Below are 14576 nucleotides of genomic sequence, written 5' to 3'. Positions count from 1 at the left end.
CTGGAACAACGCCACCCGGCTGCCCGGCCGCACCCCCTCAGCAATCAGCCGACGCGCCACCCCATTGGCCAGCCCGTCCAACTCCCGATACGAGAGCTCACACCCCTCACCCACCACCGCAACCGCATCCGGCGTCCGCACCACCTGCGCCCCGAACAACTCCCCAAGACCCACACCCGGACCACCAGTGACCGCACCGGCCCACTCCCCCAACAACAACCCACGCTCACCCGCCGACAACAACTCCAGCTCACCCACCGGCACATCCGGCGCCGAAGCCGCAGCACCCAACAACCGCACCAGACGCTCACCCGCCAACTCCACCGAACGCGCGTCATACAGATCCGTCGCATACTCGATCGTGATGTCCAACCCACCAGGCCGCCCATCCACCGAACGACGCTCCGCGAAGGAGAACGTCAGGTCGAACTTGGCGAACCGCAGCCAGGTGAACTCCGACTCGGTGTCCAGGTCCCCGGCGACGAGCGTCGGTGTGGCCGCGTCGGTGAGTGTCAGCATCACCTGGAACAGCGGGTGCCGGGCGGCGGAACGGTCGGGGTTGAGGGCCTCGACCAGCCGGTCGAAGGGCAGGTCCTGGTGGCTCCAGGCGGCGAGGTCGGTCTCCCGGACCCGGGTCAGCAGCTCACGGAAGCTCGGGTCACCCGACAGATCCGTGCGAAGTACCAGGGTGTTGACGAAGAAGCCCACCAGGTCGTCGAGCGCCTGGTCCGTCCGGCCGGCGATCGGTGAGCCGAGCGGGATGTCGTGCCCGGCGCCGGAACGGGACAGCAGCGTCGACACCGCCGCCTGGGCCACCATGAACACCGATGCGCCGGATTCGCGCGCCAGCTCCGCGAGCGAGGAGTGGACGTCCTCGGGGCAGTGCACGGTGTGGGTGGCGCCGCGGTAGGAGGCGACGGCCGGCCGCTGCCGGACGGTGGGCAGGGTGGCCTCTTCCGGGAGGCCGGCCAAGGTCCGTCGCCAGTAGTCGAGTTGGCGGGCAGCGACGCTTTCCTGGTCCGCCGGGTCGCCGAGCACGCCGCGGTGCCAGAGGGTGTAGTCGGCGTACTGGGCGGGCAGCGGCTCCCATGCCGGGCGCTCACCGCGTGCGCGGGTCGCGTAGGCGGTGCTCAGGTCGCGCATCAGCGGCTGGTAGGACCAGCCGTCGGAGACGATGTGGTGCATGACCACGAGGAGTACGTGGTTGCGCTCCCCGAGGCTGAACAGCCTTGCGCGGAACGGCAGATCGGCCGCCAGGTCGAAGATCCCCTCGGACTCGGCGGTGAGCAGTGCGGCGATGTCGTCCTCGGTCGCCGGGGTGACCGGCAGCTCCACCCGGACGCTGTCGGCGGGCAGGATCCGCTGGTAGGTCTGCCCTTCCGTCTGCCCGAACACGGTGCGCAGGCTCTCGTGCCGTCCCGCGACATCGGTGAACGCGGACTCCAGGGCGGCGACGTCCAGTCCGCCGCGCACCCGGACGGCGAGCGGAATGTTGTACGTCGCCGACGGCCCCTCCAACTGGTCGAGGAACCAAAGGCGTTGCTGGGCGGCCGAGACCGGCATCGGCTCCGGGCGCTCCTGGGCGGTCAGCGCCGGGCGGGTGGACTCGCCGCCGCCGGTGGCGACGTACTCGGCCAGCAGCGCGACGGTCGGGTAGTCGAAGAACTGCCGCAGCGTCAGCTGGACGTCGAGGACGGTGCGTACCCGGCTGACCAGCCGGGTCGCCAGCAGCGAGTGGCCGCCGACGGTGAAGAAGTCGTCGTCGATGCCGATCGTCGGCAGGCCGAGGGAGTGGGCGAACAGGCCGCAGAGGACCTCCTCGACGGGGTTGCGCGGGGCCCGGCCGTCGGCTGCCGCGCCGGCCCGGGGTGCGGGCAGTGCGCGCCGGTCCAGCTTGCCGTTCGGGGTCAGCGGCAGGGTCCCCATCGGAACGACCGCGGAGGGCACCATGTACTCGACGAGCTGCTCGCCCGCGTACCGGAGGAGTTCGGCCCCGTCCAGGACGCCTTCCTCGGCGGGTACGGCGTAGGCGACCAGGCGCTTGTCGCCGGGCCGGTCCTCGCGGACGATGACGGCGGCCTGGGCGACGGAGGGGTGGCGGACGAGCACGGTCTCGATCTCGCCGAGTTCGATGCGGTTGCCGCGCAGCTTGACCTGCTGGTCGGCGCGGCCGAGGAAGACGATCTCGCCGTGTTCGTTCCAGGCGGCCAGGTCGCCGGTGCGGTACATGCGGGTGCCGGCCGGTCCGTAGGGGTCGGCGGTGAACCGCTCGGCGGTCAGGGCGGGCAGCCGGCCGTAGCCCTGGGCGAGGTGCGGTCCCGCGACGTAGAGTTCGCCGGTCTCGCCCGGGGCGGTGTGGCGCAGTTCGGCGTCCAGGACGTACATGGCGGTGTTCGCCATCGGGATGCCGAGGTGGAGCCGGTCGAGGGTGCGGGCCTCGGGGGTGAAGGCCTGGTAGCTGCAGAAGACGGTCGCCTCCGTGGGACCGTAGACGTGCACGAACGTGGTGTCCGGGCAGTGGTCGAGGGCCCGTTGGAGGGCGGTGGCGGACAGTACGTCGCCGCCGGTCCAGATCTCGCGCAACTGCCCCAGGGCGTCGATCGCCTCGCTGGCCATGGCGTCGAAGAGGGCGGTGGTGAAGTACGCGGCGGTCGCCCGGTAGCGGGTGATGGCGTCGGCGAGCTCACCGATGTCGATCTTCGGGGCGGGCAGTACGACGGCCAGTCCGCCGCGCAGCAGCGGCACCCACAGCTCGTAGGTCGAGGAGTCGAAGGGCAGCGGCGAGTAGGCGAGCACCCGCTCGTGGGCCGTGGCGCCGAAGCCCGGGTCCAGGGCCAGTTCGACGACGTTGCGGTGGGTGTTGACGACGCCCTTGGGGGTGCCGCTGGAGCCGGAGGTGAACATCATGTACAGCGGCTGGTCCGGGTGGACCGTGATGTCGGGGCCGGTGGTGGCCGTGCCGGCCGTGGCGCTCGTGTCGTCGAGCCGCAGGGCGGGCAGGTCGCCCGCGAAGCCGGTGTCCCCGGCCGGGCGGTCGGTGACCAGGAGGGTGGCCCCGGTGTTGGAGAGGATCCAGGAGAGGCGGTCCTCGGGCTGGCGGGGGTCCAGGGGTACGTACACGCCGCCGCTCTTCAGCACGGCGAGGACCGTGATGACGTAGGCGAACGAGCGGTCGAAGAGGAGGCCGACGGCGTCGCCGGGCCGGACGCCCTCGGCGACGAGGCGGTGTGCGAGGGCGTTGGCCGCGCCGTCCAGCTCCCGGTAGCTCAGGCTGCGGTCCTCGCGGACGAGGGCGACGGCCTCCGGGGTACGGGCGGCCTGCGCGGCGAAGAGAGCGTGCAGCGCACCCTCGGGGAGGTTCTCGGCCGTGTCGTTGTACGCGGCGACGTGCGCGGGGACGACGACGCCGAGGGAGAGAGCTGGATCTGCTTGCGGCTGGGACATCTCGACACCTTCTTGGTAGCTCGGATCTCGTGGTCTCGCGGCGTGCCGGGAGACCGACGGAGCCACGGTGGATGACGTGCGGATGGTGCGAATGGGGCGAAGTGGAGCGGTGGGGCAAGTGGGATGGGGAGTCAGCCGGTACGGGAGGCCGTCGCGGCGGCGTCCGGCAGCAGGACGTCGTCCGCTTCCAGGGCGTTCGCGTGGTACTTGCCGACGGAGCTGATCAGCAGCCGGAGTTCCAGGGCGATGGACTCGACCAGCCGGACCAGCCCGGCTTCGGCGTCCTCGTCCACGGCGAGCAGTGCGGCCCGGCCGAGGCCGACGGCGCGGGCGCCGAGCGCCAGAGCCTTCGCGGCCCTGCTGCCTTCCCAGATCCGCCCGCTGGCGAGCAGGCAGTGATCGGTGCGGCCGATGCGGGTGAGGCACTCGCCGAGCGGGAGCCCCACCTGGCCGAGGAAGGCGGTCGGCGCCCACGCGGTGCCGCCCTCCGCGCCGTCCACGGTGACGGAGTCCGCGCCGGCCGCCCAGGCGGTGGCCGCGGCGTGGGCCACGTCGCGGCCGGGGTGCAGCTTCACCCACACCTTCACGCGGGGGAAGTTGTTCCGCATGAGCCGGATCTGCTGGCGCAGGATCTCCTCGGTGAAGGTGCCGGGGCTGCTGATCCGCAGCACCGAGTCGCTGTCGGCGCCGAACACCGGGTCCATGGCGTACTGTTCGGCGACCCTGCCGCTGGCCTCGCGGCCCAGGACGGTGAGTCCGCCGAGCCCCGGCTTCGCGCCCTGGCCGACCTTCAGCTCGAAGGCGAGCCGGCCGGTGGCGAGCAGCGGTTCGGACACAGGGTCGCTGTAGACCAGGTTCCACACCTCCGCGTCGGCGTCCTCGGTGGACTGCTGCACCACCACGCCGCCGTGCTCGTCGTCGGCGGCACCCGTGTAGGCGGCGATCCGGCCGAGCAGCGGGGAAACTCCGGAGTCGGCGGCGGCGCGGAAGCCGTTGACCGGCACCACGTTCTCCCCGATGACCATCGGGATGCCGAGCTGTCCGGCCTGCCGTCCGGCCGCCTCGCCCAGGTCGTGGCTGGCGACCTGCGTCGAGCCGAACGCGGACACGTAGAGCGGCAGCCGGGAGGCGAACCCGCCGACCCGTGTGTCCAGTTCGACGTCCGTGTACAGCGGTTCGCGGGCCAGGTCGATGAGCTTCTTCAGCCGCTCCGGCATGAACACCGGGGGCACGATCCTGGCGCGCTCCAGCAGGTCGTACGGGTCCTGGCCGGCCGGGACCGCGCCCAGCAGGCCGGTGCCGTAGGACTCCAGCGCGGGGAAGGCCCCTGCTGCTCCGGCCCTGGCCCGGTGCCGCACCTGTTCCTCGGGGAAGCCCGCGGCGCTCAGTACGGTGCTCATGCGGACACCACGCCGGGGAGCTTCGGGTAGGCGCTGGCCTCCCAGGCGGCGGTGCGGCCGGTGACGTACCGGGTGAAGCGCTCCAGGCCGATGCCGAAGCCGGAGCTGGCGGGGATGCCGCGGCGGGCCAGGTCGAGGTACCAGCCGTACTTGGCGGGGTTCTCGCCGGTCTCGCGCATCCGGGTGACCAGGGCCGCGTAGTCGTGCTCGCGTTCGCTGCCGCTGGCCAGTTCGCCGTAGCCCTCGGGGGCGATCAGGTCGAAGTTGCGGAGGATGCCGGGGCGGTCGGCGTCCTCCTGGTCATAGAAGCCCCGCGAACCCTTGGGGTAGTCGACGACGAAGAACGGGCGGCTGGTCTTCGCGGAGAGGATCTCCTCTCCCTCCCAGTCGATCTCGGCGGCCGGGTCCTGCGGGTGGCCGAGCGCCACCAGGTCCGCGGTGGCCTCCTTGTGCGTGGTGCGGTCGAACGCCCCCCGGACCACCTCGCGGAAGGCGTCCCGGTCCCGGCCGAGGAGCTCCAGGTCCGCGGGCATCTCGCGGACGACCTCGTCGACGACATGGGCGACGAGCCGCTCGGCGAGCTCCATCGCGTCCTCGCGGCGGGCGTCGCGGATCTCCACGTCGATCTGGTGGAACTCGGCGAGATGGCGGTGCGTGACGGCCGTCTCCAGCGGTTCCAGGCGGACGTTGGGCGCGATGTAGAAGATCTTGTCGAAGGCCAGCAGCGACGCCTGCTTGTAGAGGATGGCGCTGGTCATCAGCTTGTACTTGTGGCCGTAGAAGTCGACGTCCACCTGCTTGGAGCCCCGGATGCCCGGGTCGGTGACCGGTCCGATGACCGGGGGCAGCAGCTCCTGGAAGCCCTGCGCGGTCAGGAAGGCGCGGGTCGCCGCGAGCATCCGGCTCTGCACCCGCAGCGTGGCGCGGGTCGGCTCGGCGATCAGGTGCTGGTCGGGAGAGGACGGGAACGAGGGCGCGACGCGGCCGTCGGACTCGGCGATCGTGCTGGTCATGGTGCTACCTCCTGGGTGTGCTGCCGATGGGCTGCCGGGCGACGGGCCGCCGGGGGAAGCGGGGAGCGGGAAGCGTGCTGGGGAAGGACGCGGTCGTGGCGGCGCTGTACGAACGACAGGGCGTCGAACAGCCCGGCGGCGGTGAGCCGCCGGCCGCGGTCGCGGACGGGCCCGAGGGGCATCGCCCCGATCTCGGACCAGGTGAGGCGGCCGGACCCGTCGATGTGGCTCCGGGTGCGGCCCGCGTTGTCGGGGTGCAGGCAGTAGGGGACGTCGAGGTATCCGCGGGCGAACGCCTTCAGCAGTGCCTGGCCCAGGTCGTCGTCGAGGTTCAGCACCGCGTCGACCAGGGCACGGGCCTCGGCGTACACGGCGTTGTCCGCCGGGTCGGTGTACGGATCGGGGGCGATTCGGGGGTGTGCGCCGGTCGCCGTGCGGTGGCGGGCGGCGGCCCGCGCGGCGACCCGCAGGGCCTCGACGTTCTCCGCGACGGTCGGGATGCGGTGCGCCTCGGCCGCCGTCTTCACGATCAGCCGGGCCGCCCCGGTCTCCACGGCCAGTTCGGCCGAGCGCTCCAGGAGGTCCAGGGAGCCGTGCCGGGTCTGCGGATAGAGACCCATGTAGGTGTAGAGGACGATGTGCCAGTCGGTGTCCGGCAGGAACTCGCCGGCCAGCCGGTGCAGGGCGTGCATCGCGTCGCGGTCCTGGTCCGCGTTGGTCTGCTGGGCGTAGCTGAGCGAGATGCTGCGCAGCCCCGCCCGGTGGAAGAAGAGCGCCTCCAGCGCGCTGATCGCGACGAGCAGGCCGGGCGGGCAGAGCTGGCCGAGCATGCAGCCGCCGAAGGTCTCCAGGTGCGGTTCCGCCCCGGTGCCGCGCAGCCCGGCCAGGAAGTCGCAGCTCTCCTGCCAGTTGCGTACGGAGTCCAGGAGCGGGGTGCGTCCGTAGGGCAGGCAGTAGGAGACCGGGCCGCCCTCCGTGGCGTCCAGGCCCAGTTGTGCCAGCGCGGCGACGATGCGCTGGGGGCGGGCCGAGCCGTGCCGGATCTGCACCGGGAAGCCTGCGTCGCGGACACCGTCGAGGACCCAGCGCGAGGTGTGCGGGCTGTAGGAGGTGATGGGGAATCCGTTGAGCGGGACGCCGCCGTTCAGGGCGCGGGCCGCGGACGCCTCGTCGTTGACGCGGGTGTAGCTGTCGATGGTCATGGTGCCGACGACCGCGTCGGCCGCCCCCTTGGTGGCCAGCAGGCCGGCCCTCATCAGCGCGGGGTCGGAGAAGCCCATGCGGGGCTGCACCACGAGGGTGCCGCGGGCCTGTGCCCCGGCGACGAAGCGGCCGAAGGAGAGCGGTCGCCGGTGCACGGTGGTGCGGCTCCCGGGGGGCGCCTCCTGGACCGGCGCGGTCACCGTTCCACCTCCTTGGGCAGCGAATCGACGTAGGACTCGAAGGCGGCGATGTCGACGCCGTCCTGGAAGACCGCGTCGAACCCGGCCCTCATCAGGGCGTCGGCCTCTTCCTCCCCGTCCCCGGACACGCCGAGCTTGCCGCCGATGACCGCGGGCAGGCCGGTCAGCTCCCAGCGCGAGCGGATCGCGCCGATCAGCGGTTCGGCGTCGTTGAAGCCGTGCCCGTTGACGCTGCTGACGACCAGGAGGTCGGGCTGGAACTTGCAGCAGGACTCGACGATCTCGTCCTCGGGCACGCAGGAACCCAGATTGACGACCTTGTGCCCGAGGTCTTCGAGCAGCAGTTGGATGTAGATGAGATTCCAGGTGTGCGCATCGGATTGCAGTCCGGTGACAACAACATCCAGCGGCCCGGATCGATGACGAGCCGCCCATTCCGCAGGCTTCATTGTTCGCTTCGTCCACATCATTGGATGACAAGGGGAGAAAGAGGTCCGAGCTGGCCCGGAACTTCCTTTCGGCCACAACCGTAGATTCGCTCCGGAGGCGTTTCCGGCGTGAGCGGCGGCAACTGGGCGGCAGCAGAGGAGCAGTTGACCGACTGCCCGGTGCCGGGCGGACGGTGGGACGTGAGACTGGCCGCACTGCATCCGCAGAATTCAGCGCCCGGCCCGTTGCACAACGCGCGCACCGCGCAGACCGCGCACACCGCCGGCGAACGACCGAGGAGTCATGACATGGCAGAGAGCGGCCACAGCGTCCGTGCGGCGGACGTGCTCGCGGACGTGCTGGCGGAGGTACGGGAACGGGTCGACCGGCGGGAGGCGCTCGGCGAGGCCCAGGTCGCCGTGCTCGAAGCCGCGGTGAATATTGTCCGCGCAGGCCAGCCGGGGGTCGAGGTGATGCCGGTGGAGCGTTCGGAGCTGGTGCGCGAGGCGCTCGGCGCGGTGCGCGCGGCCACCGTGGCGACCGGGGTGGCCCTCACGTACGCGCATCGCACGGCCCGGGTGCCCGCCTGATCGCGCGGTCCGTGGTGCCGCCGATCTGCCTGGGCTTCTGCCCGGCGCACCGGTCCGCGGCTCCTAGTCTCTGATGCAGACGAAAAACTCAGGCACACCTGAAGACTTCACGAATAACTTCGTCCAACCGAGGTGGAAATCATGGCAACCAACCCGTTCGAGGACTCCCAGGGCCGCTATGTAGTGCTGGCCAACGAAGAGGGTCAGTATTCGCTGTGGCCGGCCCGGATCCAGCAGCCGGCGGGCTGGGAACTGGTGAAGGACGAGGCAAGCAAGCAGGAATGCGGCGAATTCATCGAGGCGAACTGGACCGACATGCGGCCGCGTTCCGTGGTTGCGGCCCTGGGTGGCTGAACCCACCGGTTCTCCCGTTCCGAAAGGGCGGGTGCGGGCGCGAATCGCGCCCGCACCCGCCCTTTCGCACGATGACCGGCAGGAGAGCGGCCGGCAGCGAGCGGTCGGCGGCGGGCAGAAGAACTCCCGGCGGACATGGGCCGTGATCCCATGTCCGCCGGGAGCCGGGCGGGGCACTGCGGTGCCGTGCGGCGTGTGTGACATGGTCCGGCCCGTCGGTCGGTCAGCTCTGGATGCCGCGCACGCACCATTCAAGTACCGCCGCGGCGGCCGTCATCTTGTGGTGGGCCTGGCGCCAGGCCCGGCTCGACGCGCCGTCGAGCACCTCGTCGGTGACCTCCTCGCCCCGGACCGCGGGCAGGTCGTGCAGGAAGACGGTGCGCGGGCCGGCGAAACGGTCCAGGAACGCGCGGTTGATCTGGAAGCCGTCGAAGTCCTTGAGCCAGTCGGGGTTCTCCTTCGTCACTCCCATGGTCTGCCACCGGCTGGTGTACACCGCGTCCACCGGGCCCTCGACCTCGTCGGCCGTGACGACCTGGCTCACCGGGGCCTTGCCGCCGCTGAGTTCGGCCGCCAGGTCCAGGGTCTCCTTCGGCACCTCGTACCCCCGGGGGCACAACAGGGTGAGGCGCAGCCCGGGTGTGAGGGCGGCGGCCAGAGCGAGGGCGGCGCCCGAGCTGTTGCCCTCGCCGACGGCGAGCAGGTGCAGACCGTCGAGCGAGCCGAACTCCTCGGCCAGTGTGGCGAGATCGGCGATGGCCTGGGTCGGGTGCTCGTCCAGGCTCAGGGCGTTGACGACGGCCAGGTTCGCGCTGCTGCCGAGCCGGCGGATCTCCTCCATGTCACCGTTGGTCCGTACGACCAGGGCGTCCAGGTACTGGCCGAGGACCCGGGCGGTGTCCTCGACCGTCTCGCCGGTGGTGAGCTGGAGTTCGTTCGGGCCGAAGGTGATCACGTCGGCGCCCAGACGGGTCGCCGCGGTCCAGAAGGACGTCCGGGTCCGGGTCGAGGACTTGCGGAAGTACAGACCGACCTGTCGTCCGGCCAGCGGCTTCGGCACGATGCCGTCCCGGCCGAACGAGACGGCGCGCCCGACCAGGTGGTCCAGCTCGGCGGGCGTGAGGTCGGCGAGAGAGATCAGGTTGCGCATGGGTGCGGTGCCTTTCATGAGGGCGGGAACAGGGAGGGTGCGAGGGGTGGTGGTCCTCAGTCGCTCAGGGCGGCGGCGAGAGCGGCGGACGCCGTCTCCCGGTCCGCGTCGATCACCGCGCGGACCAGGTTGAGCACGGTGAAGCCGACCGGGTCGCCCGCCGTCGTGGGGAGCCGGCGGATCAGGCCGCGGACCAGCAGGGCGTGCACATCCCGGGCGGCTTCGGCCAGCGAGGTGCCAGAGGCTCGCGCGGCACCGTCCACCGTCCACGGGTCGTCGAGCGTCGCCAGTGTGCGCAGCAGCTCGGCGGCCTTCGGGTCGAGCCCGGTCACGGCGGCGGTGAGCCGCTCGCCCAGAGTGGGGCCCGCGGCGGGATCGGCCGGGGTGACGCCGTCGAGCAGGACCAGCGGTGAGGTGCGGGCGATGTCCAGGAGTTGCTGCGGGGAGTACAGCAGCAGCCAGGAGGCCGCGGCTTCCAGCGCCTGCGGCATGCCGTCCAAGGCCCGGCAGATGTGGGCCACGGTGGTGACGACGGAGTCGGTGGGGAGGAAGTCGGGCCGCATGTAGCTGACATGGGAGAGCGTCAGCTCCACGGCATGGCGGTCCGCTACGAGGGAGCCGCCCACCGCCTCGGCGAGATCGGCGGCGGTCGGCACCGGGAGCGGGGCCAGCGGCAGCAGTCGTCCGCCGGGCAGCTGGACCGGCCGGTCGGTGGTGGTGAGTATTTTCAGGCGCTCGCAGACCCGCAGCAGACTGAGCAGCCGAGGGGTGACAGAGGGTGACGCATCGTAGCCGTCCAGGACGATCAAGGTGGCCTTGGACCCTATGAGCGCGGCCAGTTCCTCGAATTCCTCGCCGTCGCGGACAAGTGCGCGCACCCATCCGGTGACGGTCGACTGCGGGGTGTTGGGAGCGGCCCCAGTGGTCTCCGCCGTGTCGTCCAGGGATACCCACAGCACCGGAATCCGGTCCCGGGCGTGGATCACCGAGGCGGCTTCCTGGGCGAGCCGTGTCTTTCCCGTTCCCGGCAGCCCCACGAGGGTCAGCAGCCGCTCGTGATCCGTGCGCAACCGGGCCGTCAGCGCCTCCAGTTCCGGGCGCCGCCCGATCAGCGGGCGCAGCGGAGGGGGCGGCGTGGCCATGCCGACTCCATAGATGTCCTGGAAGACGCGTCCCACCGCCTTCGCGTCGACGGCGAGTTCGAGCTCGACACGTCGCGCGTCGCTCAGCCGCATGGCATTGGCGAGGAGCTTCAGCGTTTCCCTGCGCGGGTGCTGGACCCGCCCGAGTTCCAGATCGCGAATGGCCCGTACGCTCACGGTGGAAAGGCCGGCGAGCTGTTCCTGGGTGAGTCCCGCCCGCCTGCGCGCATTCTGCAGCAGAACGTCGAGCCCGGCTGAGGGCTGGGAATTCATCATTGTCTCCTCGGTCTCCACATGCATAGAAAACGCAATGGCCGGTTACCCGGCCGCCCAGGACTGTCCGGAACACGCGGCGCGGTGAAGGATCCTTCTCGTTCCGCTCACGCTCCGTACGCTCCGCACTCTCCGTGGCAGCGAAGGCCTGCCGTCGATGAACAGCTTTCATCGAGCCATTCCCGAAATCTTCCCGGTGCGGTACCGCGAGTTCCTCGTGGCAGGGACTACGATCGCCTCGCGCTGGGGAAGCGCTGCGGGTGCGCAGGAACTGAGGGGGAGGATGCGTGTCATCTACGGAAGAGTTTCGGCTGCGCTTCAACATTCTTGGCCCGATTGAGGGTTGGTCCAACGGGACTCGGCTCCGACTCGGCGGAGTCATACAGGAGCGAGTTCTGGCCACACTGCTTCTGGAGCCCGGAAAAGTGCTTCCGGTATCCCGTCTGGTCGAGGCGGCCTGGGACGAGGAACCTCCCACGACGGCTCCGCACCAAGTGCGCAAGGCAGTCGCGGATCTCCGAAGACGGATACCCGGGGGCGCCGACGTTCTCCTCACCGACGGCCCCGGGTATCGCGTCGCCCATGAACAATGTGAAATCGATGTGGCCGAATTTGGCCTGCTGATACGCAAAGCGAAGCTCGCGGCGTCCGACGGCCGTACGGCCGAGGCCGCGGAGATATTGCGCGGCGCCCTGGCCCTCTGGCGGGGCCCCGTTCTGTCGGGCAGCGGCGGCCCGGTCATCGAGGCGGCGTCGACCTCCATCGAGGAACGCCGGCTGACCGCGGCGGAGCAGCTCTTCGATCTCCATCTCGCGCTCGGAGAGTCCACCGAACTCGTCGTCGAACTAAGGGAACTGGTCCAGCAGCATCCCCTGCGCGAGTCCCTGCGCGGCCAGTTGATGATCGCCCTGTACCGGTCCGGGCGGCAGGCCGAGGCCCTGGACGAGTACGGCAAGGTACGCGAACTCCTCGCCGAGGAACTCGGCATCGACCCCGGCCCCAACCTCACCAAGCTGTACGAGGGAATCCTGCGGGAGAGCCCCGAACTGGCCGGCCCCGAGCCGGCCGCCGCCCCCGTGGTGGCCGTGGCGCTGCCCGCGGAACCCCCCAGCACCCTCCCGTACGACCTCGCGGACTTCACCGGACGGGACCGGGAGCTGGCCGAAATCCTGCGTGGTGCCGAGGCCGGCGGCGAGCAGGGCCCCCAGATCGTGGCCATCGACGGCATGGGCGGCTGCGGCAAGACCTCGCTCGCGGTGCGCGCCGCGCACCGGCTGGCACCCGAGTACCCGGACGGTCAGCTCCACATCGATCTGCGCGGACACACGCCGGGCGACCAGCCGGTGACCGCGGGCATCGCGCTGGACAGCCTGCTGCGTGCCGTCGGTGTCCCGGGCAACCTCATCCCCGACGACGTTCCCGCCCGCACCGCGCTGTGGCGTGCCACCCTGGTCGGCAAGCGGCTGCTGATCCTCTTCGACAACGCGGCCGACGCCGCCGCCATCCGCCCGTTGCTGCCCGTCTCGCCCGGCAGCCTCGTCATGGTCACCAGCCGGGCCCGGCTGGTCGATCTGGACGGCGCCCGGTGGATCTCCATCGGGGTGATGCCGCCCGAGGACAGTGCGATGCTGGTGGCCGAGACGCTCGGTGCCCAGCGCGTCGCCGCCGAGCCCGAGGCCGCCGCGGAGATCGCCCGGCTCTGCGGCCATCTGCCCCTCGCCCTGCGGATCGCCACCGCCCGGCTGCGCAACCGCCCGCGCTGGACCCTGCAGTACCTGGCGGAGCGGCTGCGCGACGAGACCCGGCGGCTCGACGAGCTCAGCTCGGGCGCCCGCAGTGTCTCCGCCACCCTGCGCCTGTCCTACCAGGCCCTGGACGAGGAGTGCCGGAACGCGTTCTCGACGCTGGCCCTGCACCCGGGCAGCGACATGGACATCCACGCCGCCGGTGCGCTGCTCGGCTCGGGCGCCCGGGACGCGGAGGACCTGCTGGAGATGCTGCTCGACGTGCATCTCGTGCAGCAGCCGGAGATCGGCCTCTACACCTTCCACGACCTGGTCCGCAGCTTCGCGCACAGCCTGCTCGTCGAGTCCCCCGAGGACTCCGCGGCGGTGGAACGGTTGCTGGGCTACTACCTGACCGCCACCGAGGTGGCGTGCGATCTCCTCTATTCCGGGCGGCGCCGGCGCAGTACCGGCATCGAGCCCTCCAAAGCCGAACTGCCCGATCTCGGCACCCCCGAGACGGCGCGGAAGTGGTTCCTGCGCGAGCAGAACTCGCTCCTCGCGGCGGTCACGCTCGCCGAGCGCCGGGGGCACGACCGCTATGTGGTGTGCCTGGCCCGCAATCTCGTCTTCCAGCTCAACGACCTGGGGCTGCTGGAGGAGTTCGGCGAGCTGAGCCGGGTCGCGGTCGCCGCCGCCGGCCGGCTCCAGGACCTGGCACTGCTGGGGGTGAGCCTGTCCAACCTGGGCGTCGCCTGCTGGAAACTGGGCCGCCTCTCCGAGGGGCTCGAAGCCGCCCGGAAGAGCCGGGACGTCGCGGTCCGGCTCGGCGATCTGCACACCCAGGCGCACAGCGAGAGCATCCTCGGCCAGTTCAACAGCCTGCTCGGCGACTTCTCCGCGGCCCTGGGCCACATGGAGACGGCGATCGCGCACGAACGCGACCTGGACATGCCGCGCGCGGAGGCCGAGAGCCTGACCATGCTCAGCACTCTCTACGAACAGTGGGGACGGTACGAGGAGGCGCAGGACGCGGCCCGGCGGTCGGCCGAACTGAGCCGGGAGCTGGGGCAGCACGAGGGTCTTCCCGGCGCCATCACCGACCTCGCCTTCGCCCATGTCGGCCTGGGCGCGTACGAGGAGGCCGACCGCTGTCTGGCGGAGGCCCGCGCACTGTACGGGGACGCCGGCAACGAGGTGAACCTCGCCCTGACCCTGGCGCTGTCCGCCGATGTGGAGAACCGGCTGGGCATGGCGCCGCGCGTCCCTGACCAGGCCGAGCTCGCCCTCGACATGATGCGGACCAATCCCTCGCCGCTGCGCCGGGCCAAGGTGGAGAACATCGTGGGCCGGCTGCGCCGGCGGCAGGGCGACACGGCGGCGGCGCTCGCGCTGCACACCCATGCCCATGAGCTCGCCTCGTCCCTCAGCTACCGCATCGAGCGGGCCTACGCCCTGGCGGGCATGGCCGACGCCCTCGGCGACACGCCGGATTCGGCCCGGTATCGGGCGGAGGCCGAGCAGCTCTTCGACGGGATGGGCGTTCCGTCTGACCGCCGGCGCAGCTGACGACCGGCCGCCGTCGCCGCGGGCGGCGCCGTCGCCGTACTCCGGGACGGACAGCGACGAGCCCCGCACCGTGGTCCGGTGCGGG

Annotated in this window: 10 protein-coding genes; 3 read left to right on the top strand and 7 right to left on the bottom strand. The window is 71.3% G+C overall.

Translation table 11 applies throughout. The features are described 5' to 3' along the window. From ACFYY7_RS37865 to ACFYY7_RS37845, 5 genes are all read right to left on the bottom strand, one after another. The coding region (locus ACFYY7_RS37865) for an amino acid adenylation domain-containing protein (RefSeq protein WP_388668584.1) at positions 1 to 3444 on the bottom strand (3444 nt) is incomplete at its 3' end. Positions 3445 to 3575: 131 nt separating this feature from the next. Further along, positions 3576 to 4844, bottom strand: coding sequence for a glutamate synthase-related protein (locus ACFYY7_RS37860; protein ID WP_388668581.1), 1269 nt, complete (start codon positions 4842 to 4844; stop codon positions 3576 to 3578). Then, positions 4841 to 5857, bottom strand: a complete 1017-nt coding sequence (locus ACFYY7_RS37855; protein ID WP_351265512.1) for an asparagine synthetase A — start codon at positions 5855 to 5857, stop codon at positions 4841 to 4843. Before ACFYY7_RS37855 ends, ACFYY7_RS37860 begins: the two co-directional genes overlap by 4 nt. Then, positions 5854 to 7260, bottom strand: a complete 1407-nt coding sequence (locus tag ACFYY7_RS37850; protein ID WP_388668578.1) for a methylaspartate mutase — start codon at positions 7258 to 7260, stop codon at positions 5854 to 5856. Before ACFYY7_RS37850 ends, ACFYY7_RS37855 begins: the two co-directional genes overlap by 4 nt. Then, on the bottom strand, positions 7257 to 7709 hold the full coding sequence (locus ACFYY7_RS37845; protein ID WP_266735462.1) for a cobalamin B12-binding domain-containing protein: 453 nt from the start codon (positions 7707 to 7709) through the stop codon (positions 7257 to 7259). Before ACFYY7_RS37845 ends, ACFYY7_RS37850 begins: the two co-directional genes overlap by 4 nt. A 288-nt stretch (positions 7710 to 7997) precedes the next feature. On the opposite strand from ACFYY7_RS37845, the gene ACFYY7_RS37840 reads away from it, so the two are divergent. Both ACFYY7_RS37840 and ACFYY7_RS37835 read left to right on the top strand, forming a co-directional pair. Continuing rightward, positions 7998 to 8279 (top strand): hypothetical protein, encoded by a 282-nt coding sequence (locus ACFYY7_RS37840; protein WP_388668575.1) that lies wholly within the window; start codon positions 7998 to 8000, stop codon positions 8277 to 8279. Positions 8280 to 8420: 141 nt separating this feature from the next. Continuing rightward, positions 8421 to 8633 carry an MbtH family protein gene (locus ACFYY7_RS37835; protein ID WP_388668572.1) on the top strand — a complete coding sequence of 71 codons (213 nt, stop codon included), beginning with the start codon at positions 8421 to 8423 and terminating at the stop codon, positions 8631 to 8633. A gap of 223 nt (positions 8634 to 8856) precedes the next feature. On the opposite strand, the gene ACFYY7_RS37830 is transcribed toward ACFYY7_RS37835, so the two are convergent. Continuing rightward, positions 8857 to 9783 carry an ornithine carbamoyltransferase gene (locus ACFYY7_RS37830; protein ID WP_388668569.1) on the bottom strand — a complete coding sequence of 309 codons (927 nt, stop codon included), beginning with the start codon at positions 9781 to 9783 and terminating at the stop codon, positions 8857 to 8859. A 56-nt stretch (positions 9784 to 9839) separates the two neighbouring features. Beyond that, on the bottom strand, positions 9840 to 11198 hold the full coding sequence (locus tag ACFYY7_RS37825) for a helix-turn-helix domain-containing protein (protein ID WP_388668566.1): 1359 nt from the start codon (positions 11196 to 11198) through the stop codon (positions 9840 to 9842). Between the two features lie 602 nt (positions 11199 to 11800). Here ACFYY7_RS37825 and ACFYY7_RS37820 point away from each other — a divergent pair. Then, positions 11801 to 14491 carry a BTAD domain-containing putative transcriptional regulator gene (locus ACFYY7_RS37820; protein ID WP_388668563.1) on the top strand — a complete coding sequence of 897 codons (2691 nt, stop codon included), beginning with the start codon at positions 11801 to 11803 and terminating at the stop codon, positions 14489 to 14491. The last annotated feature ends 85 nt before the right edge of the window (positions 14492 to 14576 follow it).

The organism is Streptomyces sp. NPDC001933, assembly GCF_042890955.1.
Lineage (GTDB): Bacteria > Actinomycetota > Actinomycetes > Streptomycetales > Streptomycetaceae > Streptomyces.
Note: the sequence above shows the minus strand (reverse complement) of the source record. Positions and strands in the feature narration are given on the sequence as shown.

Excerpts from the sequence above, each read along its gene's own strand:
- ACFYY7_RS37835 (WP_388668572.1), top strand. The coding sequence starts at position 8,421 with ATGGCAACCAACCCGTTCGAGGACTCCCAGGGCCGCTATGTAGTGCTG.
- ACFYY7_RS37830 (WP_388668569.1), bottom strand. The coding sequence starts at position 9,783 with ATGCGCAACCTGATCTCTCTCGCCGACCTCACGCCCGCCGAGCTGGAC.
- ACFYY7_RS37825 (WP_388668566.1), bottom strand. The coding sequence starts at position 11,198 with ATGAATTCCCAGCCCTCAGCCGGGCTCGACGTTCTGCTGCAGAATGCG.
- ACFYY7_RS37855 (WP_351265512.1), bottom strand. The coding sequence starts at position 5,857 with ATGACCAGCACGATCGCCGAGTCCGACGGCCGCGTCGCGCCCTCGTTC.
- ACFYY7_RS37860 (WP_388668581.1), bottom strand. The coding sequence starts at position 4,844 with ATGAGCACCGTACTGAGCGCCGCGGGCTTCCCCGAGGAACAGGTGCGG.
- ACFYY7_RS37840 (WP_388668575.1), top strand. The coding sequence starts at position 7,998 with ATGGCAGAGAGCGGCCACAGCGTCCGTGCGGCGGACGTGCTCGCGGAC.
- ACFYY7_RS37845 (WP_266735462.1), bottom strand. The coding sequence starts at position 7,709 with ATGAAGCCTGCGGAATGGGCGGCTCGTCATCGATCCGGGCCGCTGGAT.